This window comes from Nocardioides humilatus (genome assembly GCF_008373755.1).
Taxonomy (GTDB): Bacteria; Actinomycetota; Actinomycetes; order Propionibacteriales; family Nocardioidaceae; genus Nocardioides; species Nocardioides humilatus.
In genome coordinates this window covers 242500-265371 of the sequence record NZ_VUJV01000003.1, presented here as the reverse complement: position 1 = coordinate 265371, position 22872 = coordinate 242500, and the positions used below count along the sequence as shown (strand labels likewise).

The following is a 22872-nucleotide window of genomic DNA, read 5'->3' as shown; positions in this document are numbered from 1 at the left end:
GTGGGGGTGCGCAGGATCCTCGATCCGGTGGCGGCGACCATGCTGGTCGCGGCCGCCGGGTTCCTCGCCACCCCCGCGGCCCCGGCCGCTGCGGCCCCAGCGGCCGCGATCGCTGCCTGTCCGGGCGACAACGGGGTCACCGTGATCGTCGACTACAACGAGATCGGTGGCCCGACCCGCGCCGGCTGTGACCCCAACGGCGGCGGCGAGTCCGCGGCCGCGGTGTTTCCCGCTGCGGGCTTCGCGCTGGAATACGAACCCCGTCAGCCGGGCTACGTCTGCCGCGTGACCGGCCTGCCGACCGACCGGCCGTGCCTGGCCAACGACTCCTTCTGGAGCCTGTGGTGGTCCGACGGCGAGAGCGGCCGGTGGGTCTTCTCCAACCAGGGCGTCGGCGGCCTGGAGGTGCCCGACGGCGGCTACCTCGCGTTCTCCTGGCACGAGGGCTCGGGGCGTGCACAGGCGCCCGACGTGATCCCGACGCCGCACGAGGCGACCGAGTCGCCGTCCCAGCAGCCGTCGCACACCAACAGCGGTAGCCCGGGCGGGCACAGCAGCAGCGGCAACGGCGGCACGTCGAGCTCGACGACCACGACGGCACCGACCTCCGAGGCCACCTCGTCCGCGGCCACGACGCCGACCTCCGACCCGACCAAGTCGGACAGGGAGAAGACCGAGTCGTCGAAGGCGACCCCGACCGGCAGCAGCACGGTCCCCGGCGCTGCGGAAATCACGGCCGGCCCACCCGGAGAGCGGCCGACCGAGTCAGCGGCCAACGACGGGGGATCGCTCCCGACGTGGATCGGTCTGGGCCTCGCGGCCGTCGCGCTCGGCGCCGCAGGCCTGGTCGTCCTCCTCCGTCGACGCGAGCGGAGCGGTCCGCCGGCATGAGGCTGGCGCGGGACCTCCACCCCGTCGCCTGGTGGTGCTGGGCGGTCGGCCTCGCCGTCGGCGCTTCGTGCACGACCAACCCGCTCCTCCTCGGTCTCCTTCTTGCCATCGCGACGCTCACGGTCTTCGCGTGCCGGGGCGACCAGCCTTGGTCGCGGTCCTTCCGGCTCTACCTGTGGCTCGGCCTGATCGTGCTGGTGGTCCGCGTCGCCTTCCGCATCCTGGTCGGCGGCAACGATGCCGGCGACGTACTGCTGTCGCTCCCCGAGATCCCGCTGCCCGACTGGGCGGCTGGCATCAGCCTGATCGGTCCCTTCAGCCGGCAAGAGCTCCTCGCCGCGCTCTACGAAGGGCTGCGGCTCGCGACCCTGCTCATCGCCGTCGGCGCGGCCAATGCGTTGGCCAACCCCAAGCGCCTGATGCGGTCGTTGCCGCCCGCGCTCTACGAGATCGGTACGGCGATGGTCGTGGCGATCACCGTCATCCCGCAGTTGGCCGACAGCGCCCGCCGGGTGCGCGCGGCCCAGCAGCTGCGCGGCGGCGAGCGCGGCCGGGTCCGCGGGCTGCGCCGTCTCCTGGTCCCGATCCTCGAGGACGCCTTCGAACGGTCGCTCGCGTTGGCCGCGGGGATGGACGCTCGCGGCTACGGCCGCAGCGGCGCCGCGACTGCATCGCAGCGCCGCAGCACCGGCGGCCTGATGATCCTGGGCCTGGCCGGCATCTGCGTCGGCGTCTACGCCTTCCTCGACTCCTCCGCCCCGCGACTGCTGGCGTGGCCGATGCTCGCCGTCGGCGTCGCTGCGGCGCTCGGTGGTTTCGTGCTCGCCGGCCGCCGGGTCGAGCGCACGCGGTACCGACCCGAGCGCTGGCGCCTCCCCGAGGTGGTGATCGCGCTCTCGGGCGTCGCGGTCGGCGCGGGGCTGTGGGCGGTGCAGCGCTGGGAGCCGCTCGTCGCCTACCCGAGCGTGAACGTCTCCCCGACCATCAGCATCGGTGCGCTCGCCGCGATCCTCGTCGGCCTGGTGCCCGTCTTCGTCGCGCCGCCGCCGCTCACCGTGCTGAACCGGTTGGCTCCGGGTGCCGCACCGGATCAGGTGGCTGCCTGATGTTCGAGCTGCGCGACGTCACGTTCACCTATGGCACCTCCAGGGTCGGACCTGTCCTCGACCATGTCGACCTCGCCGTCGACCACGGCGAGCTGGTGCTGCTGGCGGGTCCTACGGGCGTCGGGAAGTCCACCCTGCTCGGTGTGATGGCGGGCCTGGTGCCGGCGTTCACGGGCGGCACGTTGACCGGCGACCTGGTCATCGACGGGGCGAGCGTGCTCGAGCTCCCCGCGCGGGAGCGCGCGCACGTCGTCGGCTACGTCGGCCAGAACCCGCCGGCGTGGTTCGTCACCGACACGGTCGAGGAGGAGCTCGCCTTCGGCATGGAACAGCTCGGGCTCGCCGCCCCGACGATGCGTCGCCGGGTCGAGGAGACCCTCGACCTGCTCGGCATCGCCGACCTGCGTCACCGCGACCTCCGCACCCTCTCGGGCGGCCAGCAACAACGGGTCGCGATCGGCTCGGTGCTCTCGACCCATCCCCGACTGCTCGTACTCGATGAACCGACCTCCGCGCTCGACCCGACCGCGGCCGAGGACGTGCTCGCCACGCTCACCCGCCTGGTCCACGACCTCGGCGTCTCCGTCCTCGTCGCCGAGCACCGGCTCGAGCGGGTCGTGCCGTTCGCCGACCGTCTCTGCCTGCTCGGCCCTGGTGGCCAGGTCACCGTCGGGGATCCGGCCGAGCTGCTCATCGAAGCGCCCATCGCGCCCCCGATCGTCGAGCTCGGTCGGCTCGCCGGCTGGTCGCCGCTCCCGCTGACCGTGCGGGACGCGCGCCGGCGGTCGGGAGCCTTGGTTTCGAGGCTCGCTGCGCTCGCACCTCAACCAGCGGAACCGGTGGTTGAGGTGCGAGGAGCGCTAGCGACGAGCCTCGAAACCCCGGTCGACGTACGACGGCTGACGGTCGCGCACGGATCGACCCCGGCCCTCCGCGACGTCGACCTGACACTCGAGCGCGGCACGGTGACGGCGCTGATGGGGCGCAACGGAGCGGGGAAGTCGACGCTGCTGTGGGCGCTCCAGGGTCGCCATGCGGCCATGCGCGGCACGGTGCGGGTGGCGGGCGACGACCCGCACCAGCTCAAGCCGGACGCCCGGCGCCGCCGGACGGGGCTGGTGCCGCAGAGCCCGGCCGACCTCCTCTACCTCGAGACCGTGGCGCAGGAGTGCTCCGCGGCGGACGTGACCGCCAACGCCCCCGCCGGCACCTGCAAGGGACTTCTCGAACGGCTGACCCCCGGCATCAGCGATGGCGGCCACCCACGCGACCTCTCCGAGGGGCAGCGGCTCGCGCTCGCGGTCGCGATCGTCCTGACGGCCGGTCCTCCGGTGCTGCTGCTCGACGAGCCGACGCGGGGCCTCGACTACCCGGGCAAGCACGCGCTGGCCGAGGTGCTGCGTGACCTCGCTGCCGAGGGGCGCGCGATCCTCGTCGCGACCCACGACGTGGAGTTCGTGGCCCAGGTGGCCGACGCGATCGTGGTGCTGGCCGAGGGCGAGGTGGTGTCGCTCGGACCGGTGCGCGAGGTGATCGCTGAGTCCCCGGCCTTCGCGCCGCAGGTGACCAAGATCCTCGGACCCGACTGGCTGCGCGTCGACGAGGTCGCTGCGGCTCTCGCGGCAGCGGGGACGGCAGAGGTGACCCCGTGAGCTCGGTGGAGGTGGGCGGGCAGGTCGCCGTACCCCTGCGACTGCGGTCGGCGGTCGTCTTGGCCCTCGCCTCGCTGATCGGCCTGATGATGCTGGCCTGGCCGCTGATCCTCGACGCCAACCCGGACCAGCGGGTCGACCCGCCGTTCGTCTTCATCGGCCTGCTGCCGGTGATCTTGGCCGTGGTGCTGGCCGAGATCAGCGAGGGCGGCATGGACGCGCGCGTGCTCGCGATCCTCGGGGTGCTGAGCGCGGTCAACGCGGTACTACGCGGTGTGAGCGCCGGTACGGCGGGCCTCGAGCTGGTCTTCTTCCTGCTCATCCTCGGCGGCCGGGTCTTCGGGCCGGGCTTCGGCTTCGTGTTGGGCTGCACCTCGCTCTTCGCGTCAGCGCTGATGACCGCTGGCGTCGGTCCCTGGCTGCCCTTCCAGATGCTCGTGGCCGGCTGGGTCGGGATGTTCGCCGGCCTGCTGCCGCGCCGCGTCACCGGTCGCCGCGAGATCGCGATGCTCATCGGCTACGGCATCCTCGCCGCCTACGCCTACGGGCTGCTCATGAACCTGTGGGGCTGGCCGTTCATCCTCGGCGTCGAGGTGCCCGGCCAGGACTCCACCGAGCTGTCCTACGCGCCGGGGGCGCCGCTGCTCGAGAACCTGCACCGGTTCGTCCTCTACACGCTGCTGACGTCCACCGGCGGCTGGGACACCGGTCGCGCCATCACCAACGCGCTCGCGATCGGGCTCCTGGGCCCGGCCGTCCTCACGACCCTGCGGCGCGCGGCGCGGCGAGCGAGGGTGGAGCGGCGCTAGCGTCTGGCGTGTGCAGTACGGCCAGTACCCCGCCCCCCGATTCACTGTCGCCCACCTCAGCGACGTCCACCTGCTCGCCCGTGGCGCCAAGCAGTACGGCGTCGTGGAGCCGGAGAGCGGTCTCGTCCTCGCTCTCGACCGGTTGAGGCGGCTCGACCCGGTCCCGCAGGCGCTGGTCTTCACCGGCGACCTCGCCGACAAGGGCGAGCCCGAGGCCTACGCCCGCCTCCGCGCCCTGGTCGAGCCGGCTGCCGCGGCGCTGGGCGCGCAGGTCGTGTGGGTGATGGGCAACCACGACGAGCGGGCGCCCTACGCCCGCGGCCTCTTCGACTCCGACGACGACGGACCGCAGGACCGGGTCTACGACCTCGGTGGACTCCGGATCGTGGCGCTCGACACCACCGTCCCGAACTATCACCACGGCGAGCTCGCCGACGATCAGCTCGACTGGTTGCGCGACGTGCTCAGCACGCCGGCAGAGCACGGCACGATCCTCGCGATGCACCACCCACCGATCCCGTTGCCGACCATCGAGGTGGGCGCGATCCTCGAGCTGCTCGAGCAGGACCGGCTCGCAGCGGTGGTCGAGGGCAGCGACGTACGCCAGATCCTCGGCGGCCATTTCCACTACACGTCCTACTCGACCTTCGCCGGCGTCCCGGTCTCGGTCGCGTCAGCGAGCTGCTACACCACCGACCCGGCGCCGGTCGACCGGCTGATCTCCGGTGTCGACGGCCACCAGGCGTTCAACACCGTGCACGTCTACGACGACCGCATCGTGCATACGGTGGTGCCGCTCGCCGAGGCTCCCGAGATCAGCGGTCAGCCCGAAGAGATGCGCGCCGCGGTGGACGCGCTCTCGCCGGAAGAGCGACGCGACATCCTCAGCCGCAAGGACTCCGACTTCAACCGGCCCTAGGGCTCGACGATGAGGATCCGGTCGTCCCCGTCGACCGGCTCGCCCCGACCGTCGAGATTGCTGGTCGTGAGCCACAACCGGCCGTCGGGCGCGACCGCGACGGTGCGGAGTCGGCCGAAGTCACCCTCGAAGTACGCCGTCGGCTCACTCGCACTCGCCCCGTCCACCGGGATCCGCCACAGCCGCTCCCCGCGCAGGGCGGCCATCCAGAGCTCGCCGTCAAGGTAGGCCAGCCCTGACGGGGACGCCTGGTCGGTCGGCCACGTGAGCTGCGGATCGTGGTAGCTCGGGTCGCCGCCGACCCCTTCGATCACCGGCCAGCCGTAGTCGTCGCCGGCCTCGATCAGGTTGAGCTCGTCGAAGGTGTCGGAGCCGAACTCGCTGGCCCACAGCCGTCCGTCGCCGTCGAAGGCGAGGCCCTGCACGTTGCGGTGGCCCCACGACCACACCTCGTCGTCGAACGGGTTGCCCGGTGCCGGGTCGCCGTCGGGGGTGATCCGCAGGATCTTGCCGGCGTAGCCGTCGCGGTCGCGGGCGAGCTGGTCCTCGCCGGTCTCGCCGGTCGTCACGTAGAGGTAGCCGTCGGGGCCGAACTCGAGGCGGCCGCCGTCGTGGATGTAGCCGTTGGGGATCCCGGTGAGGATCGGCTCGGTCGGACCGAGCTCGTCGCCCTCCAGGGTCGCTCGCACGACCTGGTTGTCGTCGGAGGTGCAGACGTAGAAGTAGAGGAGGTGGTCGGTCTCGAAGTCGGGGGAGACGGCGACGCCGAGCAGCCCTGCTTCGCCCTGGGCCGCGGTCTCGGGCACGCGGCCGACCTCGACGACCTCGCCGCCCTCGCCGCTGTCGGCGGGCGGGGTGATCGCGAGGACACGGGCGGTGTCCCGCTCGGTGACGATCGCCCGGCCGTCGGGCAGGAAGTCGAGTCCCCACGGCACCGCCAGGCCCGTCGCGACCGTGTCCACGACCGCGGGCTCGGCGCCCGGCGTCGAGCTGGAGGTCGCGGTCGGCATCGCGGCGGACCCCGACGGCATGCTGGTCGACGAGGGGGCGTCGTCACCGCAGCCGGAAAGCAGCGCGGTCGTGGCGAGGAGGGCGGCGGTCGCGCTGTGGGCGATCATGCCGCCCAAACTACCCAAGCGAACTGCTCAGCCAGGACCACTCAGGCGGCGGCCCGGACCCCGACCTTCTCGAGGAACTCCAGCAGCAGTTCGTGCACGACCTCCGGCTGCTCGAGCGGGAGGAAGTGCGAGGCCCGCAGCTCGACGTAGTCGGCTTCCTGCATCCGGGCGGCCGCAGAGAACATGTCGCGCGCACCCGCGAGGACGTCCCACTTCGCTGCGACGAAGCGGGCCGGCACCTCGATCCCGCTCAACGAGACCCGGGCGTGCTTGGAGGTGCCGAGCGCGATGTGGGCGTACCACTCGACCGGGGTGCTGATGAACTCCTCGATGGCGAACGCCGTGAGCTCAGGGTCGGCGACGGGGAGCATGAAGCCGCTGTGGGAGAGGAGGGCGACGGCCTTCGGGCCGATCGGGAGCCGGGTCGTGATCGGACTGACGGCCCAGCCGGTCAGCTTGGCGACGCGGCACGCGTTGATGGTGATCAACCGCGCGACCTGGTGGGGCAGCCGCAGCGGCGCGAGCATCGTCCGGAACGTGTCGCCCGGCACGCCCGCGACGGCGAAGAGGCCGGCGACGCGCTCGGGGTGGCGCACGGCGAGCTCGAACATCGTGTTGACGCCCATCGACCAGCCCATGAGGACCGCCCGGTCGATGCCGAAGTGGTCCATGACCGAGAGCCCGTCCTCGACGAAGTGCTCGATCTCGACGTGGCTGCGGTCGGCCGGTCGCTCCGAGCCGCTCACCCCGCGGTGGTTCCAGGAGACGACGCGGACGCCGCAACCCGGGTCGAGCAGGGCCGGCCACATGTAGGCGTTGGTGCCGAGGCCGTTGCAGAGCACGACGGTCGGCCCGTCGATCAGTCCCTCGGGGTCGTTGGTCCACGCGCGGACGTGGGTCCCGTCGTCGGACATGATGTCGTGGAACGACACCAGTTCGGTCTCGGCGGCGGCGTGGGCGGAGATGGGCATGCTGGGATTGTGCCCGAGCCGCGGGTCAGGCGTGCAGAGACACCCCTGGTTCGGTGGCGGGCGTCACGTCCGGCTCGGCGTGACGGGATGCTCTTTCGGCGAGGTACGACGCCACGTCCTCGCGCTCGGCACGTCTGCGTGCGCAGTCAGTCAGGGCGACCATCGCGTTGCGACGGGCCTGCTGCTGGGACGAGACGGGCCACTCCGAGATGGTCTGTCCGATGCGGACGAGCTGGCTCATGGGGGTCATGGCATTGCTCCGGGGGTGTTGGGGGGGTAAGGCCCAAAGTAGTCCCGATGGACTACCGAAGCATCAGCGGAGCGTGACACTTCGGTTAAAACATGCTGAGTGGAAGGTGCCGGTTCGAGGGGCACCACCCCGCCGCGCGCCTCAACCAGCGGCCGGCGGCAGGTCGGCGGCGGTGCTCGACCGGGTAGCGCCCCCGCTCGCGACCACCACGCACGCGATGGCGAGCCATTGGATCGCGCTGAGGTGCTCGCCGACCACGAGGAGGCCGGCGAGTGCGGCCGCGGCCGGTTCGAGGCTCATCAGCATCCCGAAAAGCGCCGGACGCAGCTGCCGCAGCGCGACAAGCTCGCAGCTGTAGGGGATCACGGAGCAGAGCAGCCCGACGGCTGCGCCGAGCAGCAGGATCCGGGTCTCGGTGAGAGGCGCCCGGTCGGTGAGCGCCAGTCCCGGCGTGAGCAGAAGAGCGCCGATGACGCTCGCGACGGCCAGGCCGTCGAGGCCCTCCCAGCGTCGGCCCGTGTGGGCGCTGAGGAGGATGTAGCCGGCCCAGCAGGCGCCGGCGAGGAGGGCGAAGAGCACGCCCACCAGGTCGAGGTCGACGCGCTCCACGCCGAGCAGCAGCACGCCGACGGCGGTCAGCCCGACCCACGCCAGGTCGCGGGCTCGGCGGGAGCCGAGCACCGCGACCATGAGCGGTCCCGTGAACTCGATCGTGACGGCGATGCCGATCGGGATCCGGCTGAACGACTGGTAGAACGCCCAGTTCATCAGGCCGAGCGACAGACCGAAGCCGAGCACGACCAGCCAGTCGTCCCGGCTCCGGCCGCGCAGGCGCGGCCGGGCGATCGCGAGGAGCAGGAGAGCGCTGGACGTCAGGCGGAGCCACACGAGTCCGGTCGGCGTGACGTCGTCGAAGAGGTTCTTGGCGAACCCGGCGCCGAACTGCACCGATGCGATGCCGATCAGGACGAGTCCGATCGCCGTGGTCCTCGTCGACATCCTCGGTGACATTGGTGTGTCGGAGGCCGATGACATCGTGGGCGTCACCGGGTCAATCTAGGAGACAGCCGCGCGCAGGCGCCGCAGCAGGCAACGGGATCGGAGACGTACATGGGCACCATCTTGATGGTCGGCACCCGCAAGGGGCTCTGGGTCGGTCGGTCCGACGACCGCCGCGAGGACTGGTCGTGGAGCGGCCCGCACCACGACATGGAGGAGGTCTACTCCTGCCTCGTCGACACCCGGGGCGCCACCCCGCGGCTGTTCGCCGGTGCCTCGTCGAGCTGGCTCGGCCCCCAGATCCGATGGTCGGACGACCTGGGGGAGACCTGGCACGAGACACCGGGAGGGGGCATCAAGTTCCCCGAGGGCGCTGGGGCGACCGTCGAGCGGATCTGGCAGATCGTCCCGGGGGCCGGTGAGGGCGTGCTCCACGCCGGCACCGAGCCCGGCGCCGTGTGGACGTCCCGCGACGGAGGGCTGACGTTCGCCCTCGAAGAAGGGCTGTGGAACCACCCGCAGCGACCGGAGTGGGGCGAGGGTTTCGGCGGCCAGGCGTTCCACACGGTCCTCCCACACCCCACCGACCCCGACTCGATCACCGCGGCGATCTCGACCGGCGGGGTCTACCAGACCACCGACGGCGGCGGCTCGTGGACCGCACGCAACCAGGGCATCCGAGCCGACTTCCTCCCCGAGGACCAGCGCTACCCCGAGTTCGGGCAGTGCGTGCACAAGGTCACCCGCCACCCCGATCGCCCCGAACGGCTCTACCTGCAGAACCACGGCGGGGTCTACCGCTCCGATGACGAGGGCGGCTCGTGGACCTCGATCGGTGACGACCTGCCGAGCGACTTCGGCTTCCCGATCGTCGTGCACCCGCACCGGCCCGACACGATCTACGTCTTCCCGCTGGCCGGTGGCGCCGAGGGCCGCTACCCACCGGCGGGCCAGGCCCGGGTGTGGCGCTCCGACGATGCCGGTGAGTCCTGGACGGCCAACGGTGAGGGACTCCCTGAGGCGTTCTACGTCGGCGTGATGCGCGACGCCATGTGTGCCGACGGGCGCGATCCCGCTGGCATCTACTTCGGCGCGCGCAACGGCTCGGTGTGGGCGTCTACCGATGACGGCACGACCTGGCGCGAGGTGGTCAGCAACCTGCCCGACGTGATGTCGGTCAAGGCCGGCAGTTGGGAGGGCTGAGGTGGGTGCCTACGAGGTCGCCAAGTCGGTCTACGTCGACGCGCCACCGGCCCAGGTGCGCGCCCACCTCGTCGACTTCCGGCAGTGGCGCGACTGGTCGCCGTGGGAGGACCTCGACCCCGATCTGAAGCGCGATTACTCCGGTCCGACCTCGGGGGTCGGCGCGTCCTACGCGTGGTCCGGCAACAAGAAGGCCGGCGTGGGGTCGATGGAGATCACCCACGCCGAGGACCAGCGCGTCGACCTGATGCTGCACTTCGAGAAGCCCTTCCCCGCGGAGAACGAGGTGTCCTTCGAGCTGCTCCCCGTCGACGGCGGCACCCAGGTGACCTGGTCCATGCGGGGCGTGACCAAGGGCCTCTTCGCCGTGATCACCAAGGTCGTGCCGATGGACAAGTTCGTCGGAAAGGACTTCGAGAAGGGCCTCGCGTCCCTGAAGTCGGTGGCCGAGGCGGGCTGACCGACCAGTTCAACGTGCCGTGGCCGGCGTACTCGACTCCGGCGTTTCCTCGCAGCCGACGATCTCGTTCACGCCACCGCCCCCGTCGCAGGTGTCCACGCCGCCCCGTCCATCGAGCAGGTCGGGGCCTCGACCGCCGGCGAGGGCGTTGGGTCCGTCGTCGCCGAGCAGGACGTCACCCTCGTCGGTCCCGATCAGTCCTTCGATGCCGACCAAGTGGTCGATCCCCGCAGCGCGCGTGTCCTGAGGACCACGGAGCGCCAGGTCCACGGTGGCTCCCAGGCCGGTCCACGAGGTGTACCGCACCTCGTCGAACCCATCGCCACCCACCAGCACCTCGTCACCCTCAGCCGACCGCAAGAGGTCGTTGCCAGCCCCGCCATAGACCTGGTCGCCCGGGTGTCCGAGCCAGTCGCACGAGGAGAGGACGTCGTTCCCAGGCCCGCCCCCGGCCACATCGACACCAGTCCCACCGCAGAGGACGTCGTCGCCGGGCCCGCCGAACACCCGGTCCGTCCCTCCACCCGCATGCACGTTGTCGTCTCCGCGGCCACCCCACAACTCGTTGGCCCCGCCTCGCCCGACATCTCCACCGGCGAAGATGCTGTCGTCACCGCCACGACCTTGAAGATCGTTGTCTTCGGAGTTGAACACGTGGAGGTAGTTGTCCGAGGCATCGCCGACAAGGCGGTTGGCGAAGTTGTCCGAACCGATGATTCCTTCGACCTCATGGAGGGTATCCGCCCCCCAACCGGTGTCCTGTGGACCCCGGAGACGCAGGTCTACCTCGACCGGGGCGACCGCGAACTCGAAGCTCGCGACATCCTTCCCAGGCCCTCCGAGATACAGGTCGTCTCCGGCCCCGGCCGACAGGAAGTCATCGCCGGGCCCGCCGATGAGGACGTCGTCGCCAAGTCCACCGTTGATCCCGTCGCCACCGAGGCCCCCGCACACCACATCGTCGCCCGGGCCGGTGGCGATCGAGTCGTTGGCCACGGTTCCGAGCACGACGTCGGACTCGGAACGGAGCGGGTCGGGTGCGTCAGGGTCGTTGAGATCGACCGTGACGACCTGCCCGCCGCACTTCTTCGGCTCGCTCGATCTCACCGGTGAGGATGTGGCTGCCACTGGGCACGCTGCGAGGAGTAGTCCGGCAGCGAGAGAGGCGGTCGCGACGCGGGAGCGCATGCGGTCAGCGTCTCTCAGATACTCCTCAATCGCAGGCGAACAAGCACGACGCTACGCCTCGCCGCCCGGGTGCTCGACGTACGACGCAGCCGTGCGACCGGCCCCCACAGGGCCGGCCGCACGGGTCCCGAGCTGCGCCCTACTTGGCGACCACCAGGCCGTCGATGCTGACGAGCTTGCCGTCGGCGCTGGTGACCTGGATCTTGAGGGTGCCGGTCTTGACCGTGCCGTAGGAGGCGAGGTCGATGACCTTCTTCTTGCCGGCGCCCTTGAGGCTGAAGGTGCCGAGCACCTCGCCGCCGAAGGTCACCTTCACCGAGCCGCTGTTCTCGCTCTTGCGGACGACCAGGGCCAGTCGCTTGGCCTTGACGCCGGTCCGGGTGAGGGTCCGGCCGTGCTTGGTCGTGGTCAGCAGGGTGTTGCGGAAGTTGCCGGTCTGCACGGTCTCGTTCCAGCCGTCACCGACCAGGGCGCGGTCGTCGAGCGGGATGGTCGTGCACTGCTTGTCGGTGGTGGTGGAGTTGCCGGCGCTGTCGGTCGGGCGGACCTGCAGGCAGTACGTCGTACCGAGCATCCACGGCACAGCGGCCTCGGATCCGTTGACGTCGTTGACGATCACGTAGGGGTTGCCGTGGCTGGCCTCGTTCCACTTAGCCGTGGTCGTGTAGACGTCGCTGCTGGGGATGCCCGAGAGGCTGTCCGACATGTCCCAGCTGATCCCGAACGTCGTCATCGGCAGCGGCGGGTTGACCAGCATGTTGATGGGCAGGGCGTCCATCGTGATGACGGGGCCGACGGCGTCGAGGAACCGTCCGGTGGCGTTGCTGGGCTTGAAGGCGACCGACACGGCGTTGCCTGCCGCATCGACATCGACACTGTGCCCGGGGGAGAAGCCGCTGGCGGTCGACGAGGAGACCCACGGCTGCACGCTGCCGGTGCGGTACTGCGTGGTGACGTAGCCGGCGGTGTAGTACTGGATGACCTTCAGGCCGCTGTCCGCGATGCGCGCGGTCGGCGTCGTGAAGTCGACGTTGGCGCCGAGGAGCAGCTGCGACGGGGCCGGGTCGGCCTGGTCGGCCGCGGTCGCGTAGCGGATCCGGGCGAGGCCATTCTGCTTCGCGACCCAGGTGAAGAGCGCGGAGCCGGTGGCGTTGATGTCGACGCTCACCTCGTAGACGTACTCGTCCAGGGGCGAGATGGAGTCGGCGTTCTCGACCGTGCCGTTGGGCAGGATCCGGCTGGACTCGGCGACGTAGAAGCCGTTCTTGACGACGGCGAAGACGACCTGGCCCTGGCCGTTGTCGCTGAGCGCCACGTCGGGGTAGGCGGCGACGTCACCGGAGTTGTGGGTGCTGTTGCCGAGGTTCCACACGCCGGCGGCGCTGCGTCGAGCCACGCTCACCACGTCGGTCACCAGCCCGGTGTAGGTGTAGGCCAGCAGCGCCTCACCCTTCTGGTTCACGTCGAGGGAGGGGTTCCACGAGTCAGAGGCGGAGATCATCTTCGGCGTGCCCGGGTTGGCACCCTCGGCGGCCTCGGTCACGACGAGCTGGTTGTCGATGTCGTCGTCGACGTCGTCGATCGTGGCGGCGACGATGACCTTGCGGCCGCCGGTGATGCCGAGCTCGGGGTTGCCGACGACGTCGGCGCCGTTGCCGGGGGTGAGGTACTGGAGGCCACCGAAGGTGGTCGGGCCGGTCTGGCGGCTGGTGACGAAGCGGGTGTCACCTGAGATCTCCTCCTTCCAGCCGACGACCACGTCGCCGCTGTTGTTGGCGGCGATCGCGAGCCCGCTGGCGTTGACGGGCACGCGGACCTGCGCATAGCCGCTCCAGACCCCGTCGACCGCGGTGGTGGCGAGCACCCCGCCGTTGACGATCGCGGCGGCGACGGCGTCGCCGTCACCGGTCGAGATGACCTCGACCTCGCTCACCGTGCCGGCGGGGAAGGGGAGTGCGGTGGAGGCCTTCCAGGCGACGCCGTGGGTGGGGGCTGCCGGAAGTCCGATCGAGAAGGCGCTCGCGCCGAGGATGGCGGCGGTGGCACCGAGGATCTGCTTGCGCATGGGACTGCCTTTCGTGGTGGACCGAGCTGGGGGGTGTGGCCCGTTGGTGGAGTGCCTCAACAGTCGTCGGTGACGGGGGTGCCCCACATCCGCATGCACTACGCAACCAACTCCGCCGACTACGTAGTCATCGCGAGCCAGCTCGGTGGTCGCCCTCTACGATCAGCGCGTGCGTTGTCCGGTCTTGGTGTCCCGGGCCGCCGAGATGGCGCAGCTCCGGGATGCCCTCCTCCAGCCAGCAGCCGGTCACGGCGGCGTCTGGGTGCTGCGCGGAGAGGCCGGCGTGGGCAAGTCCCGGCTGGCTGCGACGGTGGTCGCCGAGGCGGAGCAGGCCGGTATGGCCGTGCTCGCCGGTCGAGCGGTCCGCTCGTCCGCGCCGATGCCGATGCGCCCGCTCGGCGAGGCGCTGCTGGCCTGGCTGCGGACCGGCTCGGTGCCGGACGACAGGCGTTTGGCGCCGTACCTCCCCGCCCTGGGGCGGCTCGCCCCGCAGTTCGGCACCGCACCTGACGACGGCGGCTCCTCGGTCATGCTGGTCGGGGAGGCGCTCCTGCGCCTGGCCGCCGCGATCGGTGGCCCCGGCGTGCTGCTGCTGATCGAGGACCTGCACTGGGCCGACCCGGAGACGCTCGGAGTCCTCGAGTACGTCGCCGACAACGTCCGCGACGTACCGCTGGACGTCGTCGCGACCACCCGCCCCCACGACGCGCCGACGGTGGCCGAGCTGCTCGACGCGCTGCACACCCGTGGCGCGGCCCGGGTGCTCGCGCTCGAACCGCTCGACACCGGCGAGGTCGGCGAGATGCTCGGCGCCTGCCTCGACCAGGCCGCCCCTGATGAGCTGACGGACTGGGTGTTGCGCTTCTCGGCGGGGTTCCCGCTCCTGGTCGAGGAGGTGCTGGCCGACCTGCAGTCCTCGGGCGCGCTCGTCAACGAGGACGGGAGCTGGCGCCTTGGGGCCGAGCTGTCGGCGACCGTGCCGCCGTCGTTCGCACGGTCGGTGGAGTCCCGCCTCAGCGCCGTGACCCCCGTGGCGCGAGAGGTCATGGAGGCGGCAGCCCTGCTCGGGACCGAGTTCGACTGGCAGGTCGTGGGCACCGCCCTCGCGCTCGACGACCGCGCCGTCGCCTCCGCGATCCGCGACCTGCGCGAGCAGCGCCTGGTCGTGCCCGCGGGCGACGGCTTCGCCATCCGGCACGCCCTGACGCGCGAGGCCGTCCTCTCCACGGTCTTGCCGCCCGACCGCCGGCGGTTGGCCGGCGCGCTCGCGGCGGCGGTCGATGCGGGCGGCGGGGACGGCGAGGGAGACGCGCAGGCCCTGGCCGAGCTGTTCGAGACCGCGGGCGACGACCAGCGAGCAGCAGAGCACTGGCTCGCGGCAGCGCGCAGCGCGACCGTCCGCGGCGCGCTCACCAGCGCCCAGGAGGCGCTGGCGAAGGGCGCTGCTCTCGCAGAGCGCGGTGGTGACCTCGACATCGAGATCCGCGAGGCCGAGCTCGAGGTGCACGCGCTCGCGGGCGACATCCCTCGCGCGATCGCCACGGCCGACGCCCTGATCGAGGACCTCCAGGACCGGACCGACGCGGAGGAGCGGCTCGGGCGGCTCCGGCTCCGGCTGGCGCGCGCCCTGCTCGCGGGTGGACGCTGGGACGAGGCCGAGGAGGCCCTCGCTCTGGCGGCGGGCGACCCCGCGCTGCACCACGTCCTCTCCGCGCGACTCGCGCTGGGCCGCGAGGACGAGCGAGCAGCCGAGGAGCGGGCGCGGGCGGCGCTCGCTGAGGTCGGCTCCGACCGGCCCGAGGTCGCGTGCGAGGCGTGGGAGATCATCGGCCGCGCCGCGCGCGGCGTCGACGTGATCGAGTCCGAGGAGGCCTTCGAGGAGGGCTTCCGCCTCGCCGACCGGAGCGGCCTCGTGCTGTGGCGGTGCCGGCTGCTCGCGCTCCTCGGGTCCCTCGACATCATCCGGCGGCGGCCGACCGGCGACCGGCTCGTGGCGGCCCGCACGGCTGCCCTGTCAGCGGGCGCGATCGCGACCGCGGCCCGCGTCGAGCTCGACCTCAACATGCTGCGGACCCGCTACTTCGAGCTCGACGACGCGATGGCCGCGATCGAGAACGCCGTCGAGATGATGGGCCGGCTCCGGCTCCCCGACCTCTCGGTCGCCTACATGGTCCGCGCGCTGACGCACGGCCTCCAGGGCGACGACGACGCGATGGCCGCCGATCTCGCGCGCGCCCACGAGGTGCCCCACGACCCCGCGATGCTGGCGGTCGGCATCCCCGGCCACGTGCTCGGACCGGTCGCGCTCACGCGCGGTCGCTACGACGAGGCCCTCGACCACTGGGCGTCGGCCGTCGCCGCTGCGGAGCACTTCCGCTCGCTCCCGTTCTCCACCCGCGGGCTCTGGGCGCTGCTCGACACCGTCCTGGACCGCTCGGGCGACGGGGGAGCGGCCGCACGGGAAGCGATCCGCAACGGACCGCAGGCCAACGCTCCCTACAACCACTTCGTGCTGCGCTGCGCCGACGCGATCGTGCTCGGGCGCACGGGGGAGAAGGAACAGGCCGCGCAGGTCTTCGCCGACGCCGAGTGGCCCTTCGGAGGTCGCGAGCCGTGGATGGAGCTCCACGCCCGAGCGCTGGTCGCCCGAGCGGCTGCCGCCGACGGCTGGGGTGCGCCGGACCAGTGGTTCCGGCAGGCGCTGGACGGGTTCGTCGACTACGGCCAGACCGAGGCCGCCTCCGCGTGCCGGGTCGCCATGCGCGAGGCGGGCATCGCCGTACCCCGGCGTGCCGTCGGGAGCGACCGGGTCCCTGCGCACCTGCAGGCCCTCGGCGTCACCGCCCGTGAGTACGACGTCATGGAGCTCGTCGTCGAAGGACTCGCCAACAAGGCCATCGCCGACCGGCTGTTCCTGTCGGTCCGCACGGTCGAGACCCACGTCGCCCGGCTGCTCCAGCGCACCGGTGCCAACGACCGCGGGGAGCTCGGGGCCCACCTATCCCTCGAGGCGTAACCCGGGCCGCGGGGCGAGGCCGAGGTCGTCGACGATCTCGACCCGGCCGACGTTCCAGCTGCGGTCGGTGTTGGAGGGCAGGGCGAGGGTCGCCTGGGCGACGTCGGAGGCCTGGGGGCGGTCCTCGAACTCGACCGTGATCGTGCAGTGCTGCCGGTCGTCGGCCAGGAACCAGTGGCTGGTGAGGTAGCCGGTCTGCTGGCGCATCCAGGGCGCCATCTCGCCTCTCAGCAGCCTGACCACCTCGTCCGCGCGCACGGGGTCGAGATCGAGGCTGATGAGAAGTGTGGTCACGGTCGCGTCCCCCCGCTGTCTTGGAAAGTGTTCTGGTGGTGCACTCAAAGACTGGTTGCCAGGGGAGCGCCGTACATCCGTGGTCGCTACGTATCTAAGTGCGGGACCGGGCAGGGTGGCTCGGAGGCGGCCATTACGCTCGAGCCATGACCGAAGCCCCCGACATCAAGCCCCGCTCGCGCGACGTCACGGACGGCCTCGAGAGGGCCGCCGCCCGAGGCATGCTCCGCGCGGTAGGCATGGGTGACGACGACTTCGCCAAGTCCCAGATCGGCGTCGCGTCGAGCTGGAACGAGATCACGCCCTGCAACCTGTCGCTCGACCGGCTCGCGAAGGCCGTCAAGAACGGCGTGCACGCCGCCGGTGGCTACCCCCTCGAGTTCGGCACCATCTCCGTCTCCGACGGCATCTCGATGGGCCACGAGGGCATGCACTTCTCGCTCGTGTCGCGCGAGGTCATCGCCGACTCCGTCGAGGTCGTGATGATGGCCGAGCGGCTCGACGGCTCGGTGCTGCTCGCGGGCTGCGACAAGTCGCTGCCCGGCATGTTGATGGCGGCCGCGCGGCTCGACCTGGCCTCGGTCTTCCTCTACGCCGGCTCGATCATGCCCGGCAACGTCGACGGCAAGGACGTGACGATCATCGACGCGTTCGAGGCGGTCGGCGCCTGCCTGGCGGGCAAGATCACCCGCGAGGAGGTCGACAAGATCGAGCGGGCCATCTGCCCCGGCGAGGGCGCCTGCGGCGGCATGTACACCGCCAACACGATGGCCTCCATCGGCGAGGCCCTCGGCATGTCTCTGCCCGGTTCGGCCGCCCCGCCGGCCGTCGACCGCCGCCGCGACGGCTTCGCACACAAGTCGGGCGAGGCCGTCGTCGAACTGCTGCGCCGCGGCATCACCGCGCGCCAGATCATGACCAAGGAGGCGTTCGAGAACGCCATCGCCGTCACGATGGCCCTCGGCGGCTCGACCAACGCCGTGCTCCACCTGCTCGCCATCGCGCGCGAGGCCGAGGTCGACCTCACCCTCGACGACTTCAACCGGGTCGGCGACAAGGTCCCGCACCTCGGCGACCTCAAGCCCTTCGGCCGCTTCGTCATGAACGACGTCGACAAGATCGGCGGCATTCCCGTCGTCATGAAGGCGCTCCTCGACGCCGGCCTCCTGCACGGGGACTGCCTCACCGTGACCGGCAAGACGATGGCGGAAAACCTCGCCGACATCGCCCCGCCCGACGTCGACGGCGAGATCATCCGCGCGCTCGACAAGCCGATCCACAAGACCGGTGGCCTGACCATCCTGCGCGGCACGCTCGCCCCGGAGGGTGCGGTCGTGAAGAGCGCCGGCTTCGACGAGTCCGTCTTCACCGGCACCGCCCGGGTGTTCGACGGCGAGCGGGCTGCGCTCGACGCCCTCGCCGAGGGTGCGATCAAGCCCCGCGACGTCGTCGTCATCCGCTACGAGGGCCCCAAGGGCGGTCCCGGCATGCGCGAGATGCTGGCCATCACCGGCGCGATCAAGGGCGCGGGCCTGGGCAAGGACGTCCTGCTCGTGACCGACGGTCGTTTCTCCGGTGGCACGACCGGCCTCTGCGTCGGCCACATCGCCCCCGAGGCGGTCGACGCCGGCCCGATCGCGTTCGTCCGTGACGGTGACCCGATCACCCTCGACGTCGCCAACCGCACCCTCGAGCTCGGTGTCGAGCCCGAGGAGCTGGAGCGCCGCCAGGTGGGCTGGGAGCCCAACCCGCCGAAGTACACCCGCGGGGTCCTCGGCAAGTACGCCAAGACGGTGCAGTCGGCCGCGGTCGGCGCCGTCACCGGCTGACCCACCTCAGGCCTGGCGCCGCCTCCACAGCACGACGCCGCCCACGCCCAGCACGGCCAGCAGTCCGAGGCCGGCGGGCAGGGCGACGTCGTACGACGACCCGTCGTCGGCCTCCGCCGCCTCGGCGGCGACCGGGGTGGGCTCGGGCGCGACCGTCGCGAGCGCCGGCTCCTGGGCCGTTTCCTGGGCCGATTCCTGGGCCGGAGCGAGGTCGACGGGCTCCGCTGCCGCGCCGAGCGCGACGAACTGGTCGGTGAGGCCGGGCGCCGAGGACCAGCCGTCGGCGACCGGGTGGCCGAAGAGCTCCTGGTCAGGGAGGAAGTGGACCCACGCGCCGCCCTCGGCGAACGGGTAGGCGTGCTGGACGATCGGGCCCTCACCCATGTCCCACGTCAGCACGTACTGGGCGCCGAGATCCTCCTCGGCAACGTCCGGCGCCGACGCGGGTCGGTTGGTTCCGTAGAGGTCGTAGACGCGGGACGCCTCACCCAGCGTCTGGAGGTCCACCTGGCCGGCGGACCGGGTGAACGACAAGGTCGTGTGGACGCCTGGCCCCGCCACGGCGACCTCGACGGGACCTTTGGCGGTGGCGGGCGGAGCCGGCACAGCGAGCAGGATCAGGAGTACGGCGACGCAGGCCGATCGCACGAGGGTCTTCATGCACCGACTACCCCGCTCGGCCCCGGTCGGTTCCCGCGTCACCGCACGGAGCGTGCGATCCGAAGCGCTCCGGCGACGTCGAGCCGCTCGCCCTCGAGCCGGAACGTCACCCCGGCGCCGGCGTCCCACACCAGGGTGCGGCCGGCCAGCCGAGCGGTCGCCGTGAGCTCTCGGCCGTCGGCGTCCACGTAGGTGAGGTCGTGCGGGCCGCCGAACCACCAGCCGGGCGCACCACCGACCCGGACCTGTTCGACCTCGAGCACGCCGACCTGCTTCTCGAAGACCGGGCCGAGGTGACCCGCGAACTGGTCGAGCAGGATCCGGCCCTCCTGCCAGGACATGGTGACGACGCGGCCGCCGTCGACGACGAGCACCTGGTCGGGCGGGCCGAGGCGATCGGGGACGCCGAGCCGGAAGCCGACCTTTCGCTGCGCTTCGGCGAGCGTGGTCTCGCGGGGGTCGGGCAGGGGAGCGAGGGGTTCCTCGGGCGCGTCCGGCGTCTCCGAGGACACCTCGACGCCGGGCACGCCCAAGACGTCGAGGAGGTCGGCGGCGAAGGCCCGCACCTGCGGGGAGAGGAACGACGCCGCGAGGAGAGCAGCCAGTCCGGTGGCGACGAGTGCGCGCACGCGCTGCGGGCTTGGGCGGGAGGTGGCGCGCTGCTCGTCGATCCGGGCGAGTACCTGCTCGGTCAGGTCTTCGGCGACATCGGGCGCGATGCGCTCGGCGAGGGACGCCAGGTCATGCTCGATCATGGGTCTCCTCCAGGTCGGTCAGCACCGTGCGAAGGCGGGCGAGGGCCCGGGACGCCCGGGACTTGGCGGTGCCGGCCGGGATGCCGAGCGCGGTCGCCGTCTCGGACTCGCTCAGTCCCAGCAGCCACCGGCAGACGACGACGTCGCGCTCCGGTCGCCGGAGGGTGGCGAGCGCGTCGGCCAGCCGCCGCTGGCGCTCCGCGGCGACGACGTCGAGGAGCGGGTCGGGGCCGTCGCGCAGATCGAGCGCTCGCAGGGCAAGAGCGTCGCGACGACCGCGACCGCGCACCGTGTTGCGGGTCTGGTTGGCTACGATGCGCACGAGCCAGGGTCGGAAGGGAGCGCCGTCGCGGAAGCGGTCGAGCGCCTGCCAGGCCTTCACGAACGCCTCCTGCACCACGTCGTCAGCGTCGGGACCGGCCCCGAACCACGCCGCCGCCCGGGTCGCGGCAGCACCGTGCCGGGCGACCAGGTGCGCGAAGGCGTCCCGGTCACCTGCCCTTGCTCGTCGTACGGCCTCGTCGTCGTCCGTCGCTGGCTCCGGTCTCGCGGTGTGTGGTCATTACACCGCGGACGGCGGATCGGTTCCCGGTGCGACGACCGCGTCGCACTACCCTTCGGGCATGGGCAAGGTGCATGCGGCGATCGAGGGTCGGCTGCGCGAGTTCATCGAGGCGCAGCACGTGTTCTTCATCGCGACCGCGCCGCTCGCGGGCGACGGCCACGTCAACCTGTCGCCGCGCGGCATCCCGGGCACGTTCGCGGTCCTCGACGAGCGGACCTTCGCCTGGCTCGACGGCACGGGCAGCGGCAGCGAGACGATCGCCCACCTGCGGGAGAACGGCCGGATCACGGTGATGTTCTGCGCCTTCGACGGCGCGCCCAACATCGTCCGGCTGCACGGCACCGGCCGCGTGGTCACGGTCTACGACGACGACTACGCCGCGCTGGCCGACCGCTTCACTGAGCTGCCCGGTGCCCGGGCCGTCGTGGTGGTCGACGTCGATCGGATCTCCGACTCGTGCGGCTGGGGTGTGCCGCTGATGGCCTACGAGGGCGACCGCGACCTGCTCCAGCCCTACTTCGAGCGCAAGGGCGTCGAGGGCTCGGCCGACTATCGGCGCCGCAAGAACCGCTCCAGCCTCGACGGCCTGCCCGCCTTCGACGACGACCCGCTCGACGAGTGGTCGACGCTCGAGGGGCTCGGCGCGATCCGTGAACGGCTCGCCGCCCAGATCGATGGCTGGGAATTCCCGGCCGGCTACTGCCTGGCACTCGATGGTGAGTTCACCCAGGCCAACGCTCCCGGTGGCGTCCACAAGCTGCCGGCCGTCGTACTCGGCACGGTGCTCAAGCACGACGGCACCACGGCGACCCTCGAGGTCAGCCGCCAGCAGCTCGACGAGGCGATCACCACGCTCGCGCCCGCCGAGGCCTGCACCACGATCGACCACCCCAACCTCGCGGCGTGGCGGTCGATCGCGGCACAGCTCGACGCACCGGGCGGCGCCGACGGTGTCGTCACTGCCGTCTTCGTACGGTCGATCGACGATCCGGTCAGCTCCGACGTCGACGCCGCCCTGCGTGCGGCCTGGTGACCTGACTGGTCAGCGCAGGCGGTAGAGCACCTGGTTGACCTTGATGCCGGCCTGCTTCAGCGACCAGTCGCCGTCGAGTCGGCTGACCGAGATCTTGTCCGCAGCGAGTGCCGTGGTGTCTGCCTTGTCGCGGGTCTCGGTCGCGGGGGCACCGGCGCTGAGCTGGTAGGTGCCACCCGTCGCCGGCACGTCGCCGGCGTAGGTCAGGCCGAGGTCGCTGGACGTGCCCGCGACGGTCGCCACGGGTCCGCCGACGGCGCCACCATCAGCGACGAACGGGTGGTTGACGTTGAGCACAAGTCCGTCCTCCAGGGCGTTGGAGGCGACCAGCTGCCCGAGCAGGCGTACGGCGAACGCGGCGGTGTCGGCGAAGGGCGTCAGCGGGATCTGGGACAGCGACCGCGGCACCTCCGCGCTGAAGGCGAGGGCGGGGACGCCGTACTCGTGCGCGGTGACGACCGCGCCGACCGTGCCGGAGTGGTTGAGCGTGCTGCCGACGTTCTGGCCGAAGTTGGTGCCCGACAGGACGACGTCGGGACCGCCGCTCCAGTAGTTGGCGGCGAAGCGGCTCAGCGCCACGTGGACAGCGTCGGACGGCGAGGCCGACGGCGACGTCGACGTGCACGGGGCCGCGCCTTGGCAGACGCCGAAGACGGCACCGGCGCTGGGGGCGCTGGAGCAGTCTCCGACGTAGGCCGCCGGGGCGGTCACCGCCTGCACGGTCAGCGGCACCGGGGCGAAGCCGGGCGTCGTCATCCGGGCGCCGGCGCCGCTCTGCTGCGACCACGGCGCGACGGTGAGCACGTCGGCGCCGGCCGCGCAGAGGGCCTTGCGGAGCTCGTAGAGGCCCTTGCCGTCGGTGCCGAACGAGCTGTCGAGGCCGCGGGCACTGTCGTCGTTGGTGAGCAGGACCTTCAGGCCGCTGATCGAGGGCTGGGGAGCGGCCGCGGCGACGTCGGCCACGGGACCGGCGAGCGCCGTCGGGGCGGCGGCCGCGAAGGCTGCGGTGAGCAGGCCGGCGGCCAGGAGGCCGCGGGCAAGACGCGGACGGGGAGCGCGGTTCGGTGTCATGGTTCTCCTCGGGAGGGG

20 protein-coding genes and 1 pseudogene are annotated in these 22872 nt (G+C 71.8%); 10 read left to right on the top strand and 11 right to left on the bottom strand.

Annotation, left to right across the window (positions count from 1 at the left end):
- Positions 1 to 6: 6 nt before the first annotated feature.
- The 5 genes from F0U44_RS09115 to F0U44_RS09095 are packed head-to-tail and all read left to right on the top strand — an operon-like array spanning position 7 to position 5377.
- Complete coding sequence (locus F0U44_RS09115; protein WP_149727988.1) at positions 7 to 891, top strand: hypothetical protein; 885 nt, start codon at positions 7 to 9, stop codon at positions 889 to 891.
- Positions 888 to 1997 (top strand): energy-coupling factor transporter transmembrane component T, encoded by a 1110-nt coding sequence (locus F0U44_RS09110; protein ID WP_149727987.1) that lies wholly within the window; start codon positions 888 to 890, stop codon positions 1995 to 1997. The genes F0U44_RS09115 and F0U44_RS09110 overlap by 4 nt, the downstream gene beginning before the upstream one ends.
- Positions 1997 to 3649 carry an ABC transporter ATP-binding protein gene (locus F0U44_RS09105; protein WP_149727986.1) on the top strand — a complete coding sequence of 551 codons (1653 nt, stop codon included), beginning with the start codon at positions 1997 to 1999 and terminating at the stop codon, positions 3647 to 3649. Before F0U44_RS09110 ends, F0U44_RS09105 begins: the two co-directional genes overlap by 1 nt.
- The gene (locus tag F0U44_RS09100; RefSeq protein ID WP_438616483.1) at positions 3646 to 4458 is read left to right on the top strand and encodes an ECF transporter S component; all 813 of its coding nucleotides are present in this window, start codon (positions 3646 to 3648) and stop codon (positions 4456 to 4458) included. Before F0U44_RS09105 ends, F0U44_RS09100 begins: the two co-directional genes overlap by 4 nt.
- A 10-nt stretch (positions 4459 to 4468) precedes the next feature.
- Positions 4469 to 5377 (top strand): metallophosphoesterase, encoded by a 909-nt coding sequence (locus tag F0U44_RS09095; protein WP_149727985.1) that lies wholly within the window; start codon positions 4469 to 4471, stop codon positions 5375 to 5377.
- On the opposite strand, the gene F0U44_RS09090 is transcribed toward F0U44_RS09095, so the two are convergent.
- The 4 genes from F0U44_RS09090 to F0U44_RS09075 all read right to left on the bottom strand — a co-directional run bounded on the left by F0U44_RS09090 (position 5374) and on the right by F0U44_RS09075 (position 8715).
- The gene (locus tag F0U44_RS09090; RefSeq protein ID WP_149727984.1) at positions 5374 to 6495 is read right to left on the bottom strand and encodes a PQQ-dependent sugar dehydrogenase; all 1122 of its coding nucleotides are present in this window, start codon (positions 6493 to 6495) and stop codon (positions 5374 to 5376) included. The genes F0U44_RS09095 and F0U44_RS09090 overlap by 4 nt on opposite strands.
- A gap of 41 nt (positions 6496 to 6536) precedes the next feature.
- Positions 6537 to 7466, bottom strand: coding sequence for an alpha/beta fold hydrolase (locus tag F0U44_RS09085; RefSeq protein WP_149727983.1), 930 nt, complete (start codon positions 7464 to 7466; stop codon positions 6537 to 6539).
- A gap of 25 nt (positions 7467 to 7491) precedes the next feature.
- Positions 7492 to 7707 (bottom strand): hypothetical protein, encoded by a 216-nt coding sequence (locus F0U44_RS09080; RefSeq protein ID WP_149727982.1) that lies wholly within the window; start codon positions 7705 to 7707, stop codon positions 7492 to 7494.
- Positions 7708 to 7857: 150 nt separating this feature from the next.
- Entirely contained in the window at positions 7858 to 8715 is an 858-nt protein-coding gene (locus tag F0U44_RS09075; protein WP_223163632.1) for an EamA family transporter, read from the bottom strand.
- 111 nt (positions 8716 to 8826) lie between these two features.
- On the opposite strand from F0U44_RS09075, the gene F0U44_RS09070 reads away from it, so the two are divergent.
- Positions 8827 to 9918: a WD40/YVTN/BNR-like repeat-containing protein gene (locus F0U44_RS09070; protein WP_149727980.1), complete on the top strand. Its 1092-nt coding sequence runs from the start codon at positions 8827 to 8829 to the stop codon at positions 9916 to 9918.
- 1 nt (position 9919) lies between these two features.
- Positions 9920 to 10378, top strand: a complete 459-nt coding sequence (locus F0U44_RS09065) for an SRPBCC family protein (RefSeq protein ID WP_149727979.1) — start codon at positions 9920 to 9922, stop codon at positions 10376 to 10378.
- Positions 10379 to 10387: 9 nt separating this feature from the next.
- Here the strand turns inward: F0U44_RS09065 and F0U44_RS09060 are convergent, their stop codons facing one another.
- Entirely contained in the window at positions 10388 to 11485 is a 1098-nt protein-coding gene (locus tag F0U44_RS09060; RefSeq protein WP_149727978.1) for a calcium-binding protein, read from the bottom strand.
- Between the two features lie 220 nt (positions 11486 to 11705).
- Entirely contained in the window at positions 11706 to 13631 is a 1926-nt protein-coding gene (locus tag F0U44_RS09055; protein WP_149727977.1) for a hypothetical protein, read from the bottom strand.
- Between the two features lie 169 nt (positions 13632 to 13800).
- Between F0U44_RS09055 and F0U44_RS09050 the strand changes: the two genes are divergently transcribed.
- Positions 13801 to 16647: an ATP-binding protein gene (locus F0U44_RS09050; protein ID WP_149727976.1), complete on the top strand. Its 2847-nt coding sequence runs from the start codon at positions 13801 to 13803 to the stop codon at positions 16645 to 16647.
- Here F0U44_RS09050 and F0U44_RS09045 read toward each other — a convergent pair.
- Positions 16630 to 16941 (bottom strand): hypothetical protein, encoded by a 312-nt coding sequence (locus F0U44_RS09045; RefSeq protein ID WP_149727975.1) that lies wholly within the window; start codon positions 16939 to 16941, stop codon positions 16630 to 16632. The genes F0U44_RS09050 and F0U44_RS09045 overlap by 18 nt on opposite strands.
- Before the next feature lie 146 nt (positions 16942 to 17087).
- Between F0U44_RS09045 and ilvD the strand changes: the two genes are divergently transcribed.
- Positions 17088 to 18770 carry a dihydroxy-acid dehydratase gene (gene ilvD, locus F0U44_RS09040; RefSeq protein ID WP_149727974.1) on the top strand — a complete coding sequence of 561 codons (1683 nt, stop codon included), beginning with the start codon at positions 17088 to 17090 and terminating at the stop codon, positions 18768 to 18770.
- A 6-nt stretch (positions 18771 to 18776) separates the two neighbouring features.
- Here the strand turns inward: ilvD and F0U44_RS09035 are convergent, their stop codons facing one another.
- From F0U44_RS09035 to F0U44_RS09025, 3 genes and pseudogenes are all read right to left on the bottom strand, one after another.
- Positions 18777 to 19430 carry a hypothetical protein gene (locus F0U44_RS09035; RefSeq protein WP_149727973.1) on the bottom strand — a complete coding sequence of 218 codons (654 nt, stop codon included), beginning with the start codon at positions 19428 to 19430 and terminating at the stop codon, positions 18777 to 18779.
- Positions 19431 to 19468: 38 nt separating this feature from the next.
- Complete coding sequence (locus F0U44_RS09030; RefSeq protein WP_149727972.1) at positions 19469 to 20185, bottom strand: hypothetical protein; 717 nt, start codon at positions 20183 to 20185, stop codon at positions 19469 to 19471.
- A pseudogene (locus F0U44_RS09025) lies at positions 20172 to 20660 on the bottom strand (RNA polymerase sigma factor); the annotation flags it as partial. The gene F0U44_RS09030 and the pseudogene F0U44_RS09025, both read right to left, overlap by 14 nt.
- A 148-nt stretch (positions 20661 to 20808) precedes the next feature.
- Between F0U44_RS09025 and F0U44_RS23535 the strand changes: the two are divergent.
- Positions 20809 to 21783: a pyridoxamine 5'-phosphate oxidase family protein gene (locus tag F0U44_RS23535; protein WP_246160400.1), complete on the top strand. Its 975-nt coding sequence runs from the start codon at positions 20809 to 20811 to the stop codon at positions 21781 to 21783.
- A 9-nt stretch (positions 21784 to 21792) separates the two neighbouring features.
- On the opposite strand, the gene F0U44_RS09015 is transcribed toward F0U44_RS23535, so the two are convergent.
- Positions 21793 to 22854, bottom strand: a complete 1062-nt coding sequence (locus F0U44_RS09015; protein WP_149727970.1) for a 5'/3'-nucleotidase SurE — start codon at positions 22852 to 22854, stop codon at positions 21793 to 21795.
- Between the last annotated feature and the right edge of the window lie 18 nt (positions 22855 to 22872).

Coding starts and splice junctions, on each gene's coding strand:
- F0U44_RS09080 (WP_149727982.1), bottom strand. CDS start 7,707: ATGAGCCAGCTCGTCCGCATCGGACAGACCATCTCGGAGTGGCCCGTC.
- F0U44_RS09030 (WP_149727972.1), bottom strand. CDS start 20,185: ATGATCGAGCATGACCTGGCGTCCCTCGCCGAGCGCATCGCGCCCGAT.
- F0U44_RS09075 (WP_223163632.1), bottom strand. CDS start 8,715: ATGTCGACGAGGACCACGGCGATCGGACTCGTCCTGATCGGCATCGCA.
- ilvD (WP_149727974.1), top strand. CDS start 17,088: ATGACCGAAGCCCCCGACATCAAGCCCCGCTCGCGCGACGTCACGGAC.
- F0U44_RS23535 (WP_246160400.1), top strand. CDS start 20,809: ATGGGCAAGGTGCATGCGGCGATCGAGGGTCGGCTGCGCGAGTTCATC.
- F0U44_RS09110 (WP_149727987.1), top strand. CDS start 888: ATGAGGCTGGCGCGGGACCTCCACCCCGTCGCCTGGTGGTGCTGGGCG.
- F0U44_RS09015 (WP_149727970.1), bottom strand. CDS start 22,854: ATGACACCGAACCGCGCTCCCCGTCCGCGTCTTGCCCGCGGCCTCCTG.
- F0U44_RS09090 (WP_149727984.1), bottom strand. CDS start 6,495: ATGATCGCCCACAGCGCGACCGCCGCCCTCCTCGCCACGACCGCGCTG.
- F0U44_RS09070 (WP_149727980.1), top strand. CDS start 8,827: ATGGGCACCATCTTGATGGTCGGCACCCGCAAGGGGCTCTGGGTCGGT.
- F0U44_RS09035 (WP_149727973.1), bottom strand. CDS start 19,430: ATGAAGACCCTCGTGCGATCGGCCTGCGTCGCCGTACTCCTGATCCTG.
- F0U44_RS09085 (WP_149727983.1), bottom strand. CDS start 7,466: ATGCCCATCTCCGCCCACGCCGCCGCCGAGACCGAACTGGTGTCGTTC.
- F0U44_RS09105 (WP_149727986.1), top strand. CDS start 1,997: ATGTTCGAGCTGCGCGACGTCACGTTCACCTATGGCACCTCCAGGGTC.
- F0U44_RS09055 (WP_149727977.1), bottom strand. CDS start 13,631: ATGCGCAAGCAGATCCTCGGTGCCACCGCCGCCATCCTCGGCGCGAGC.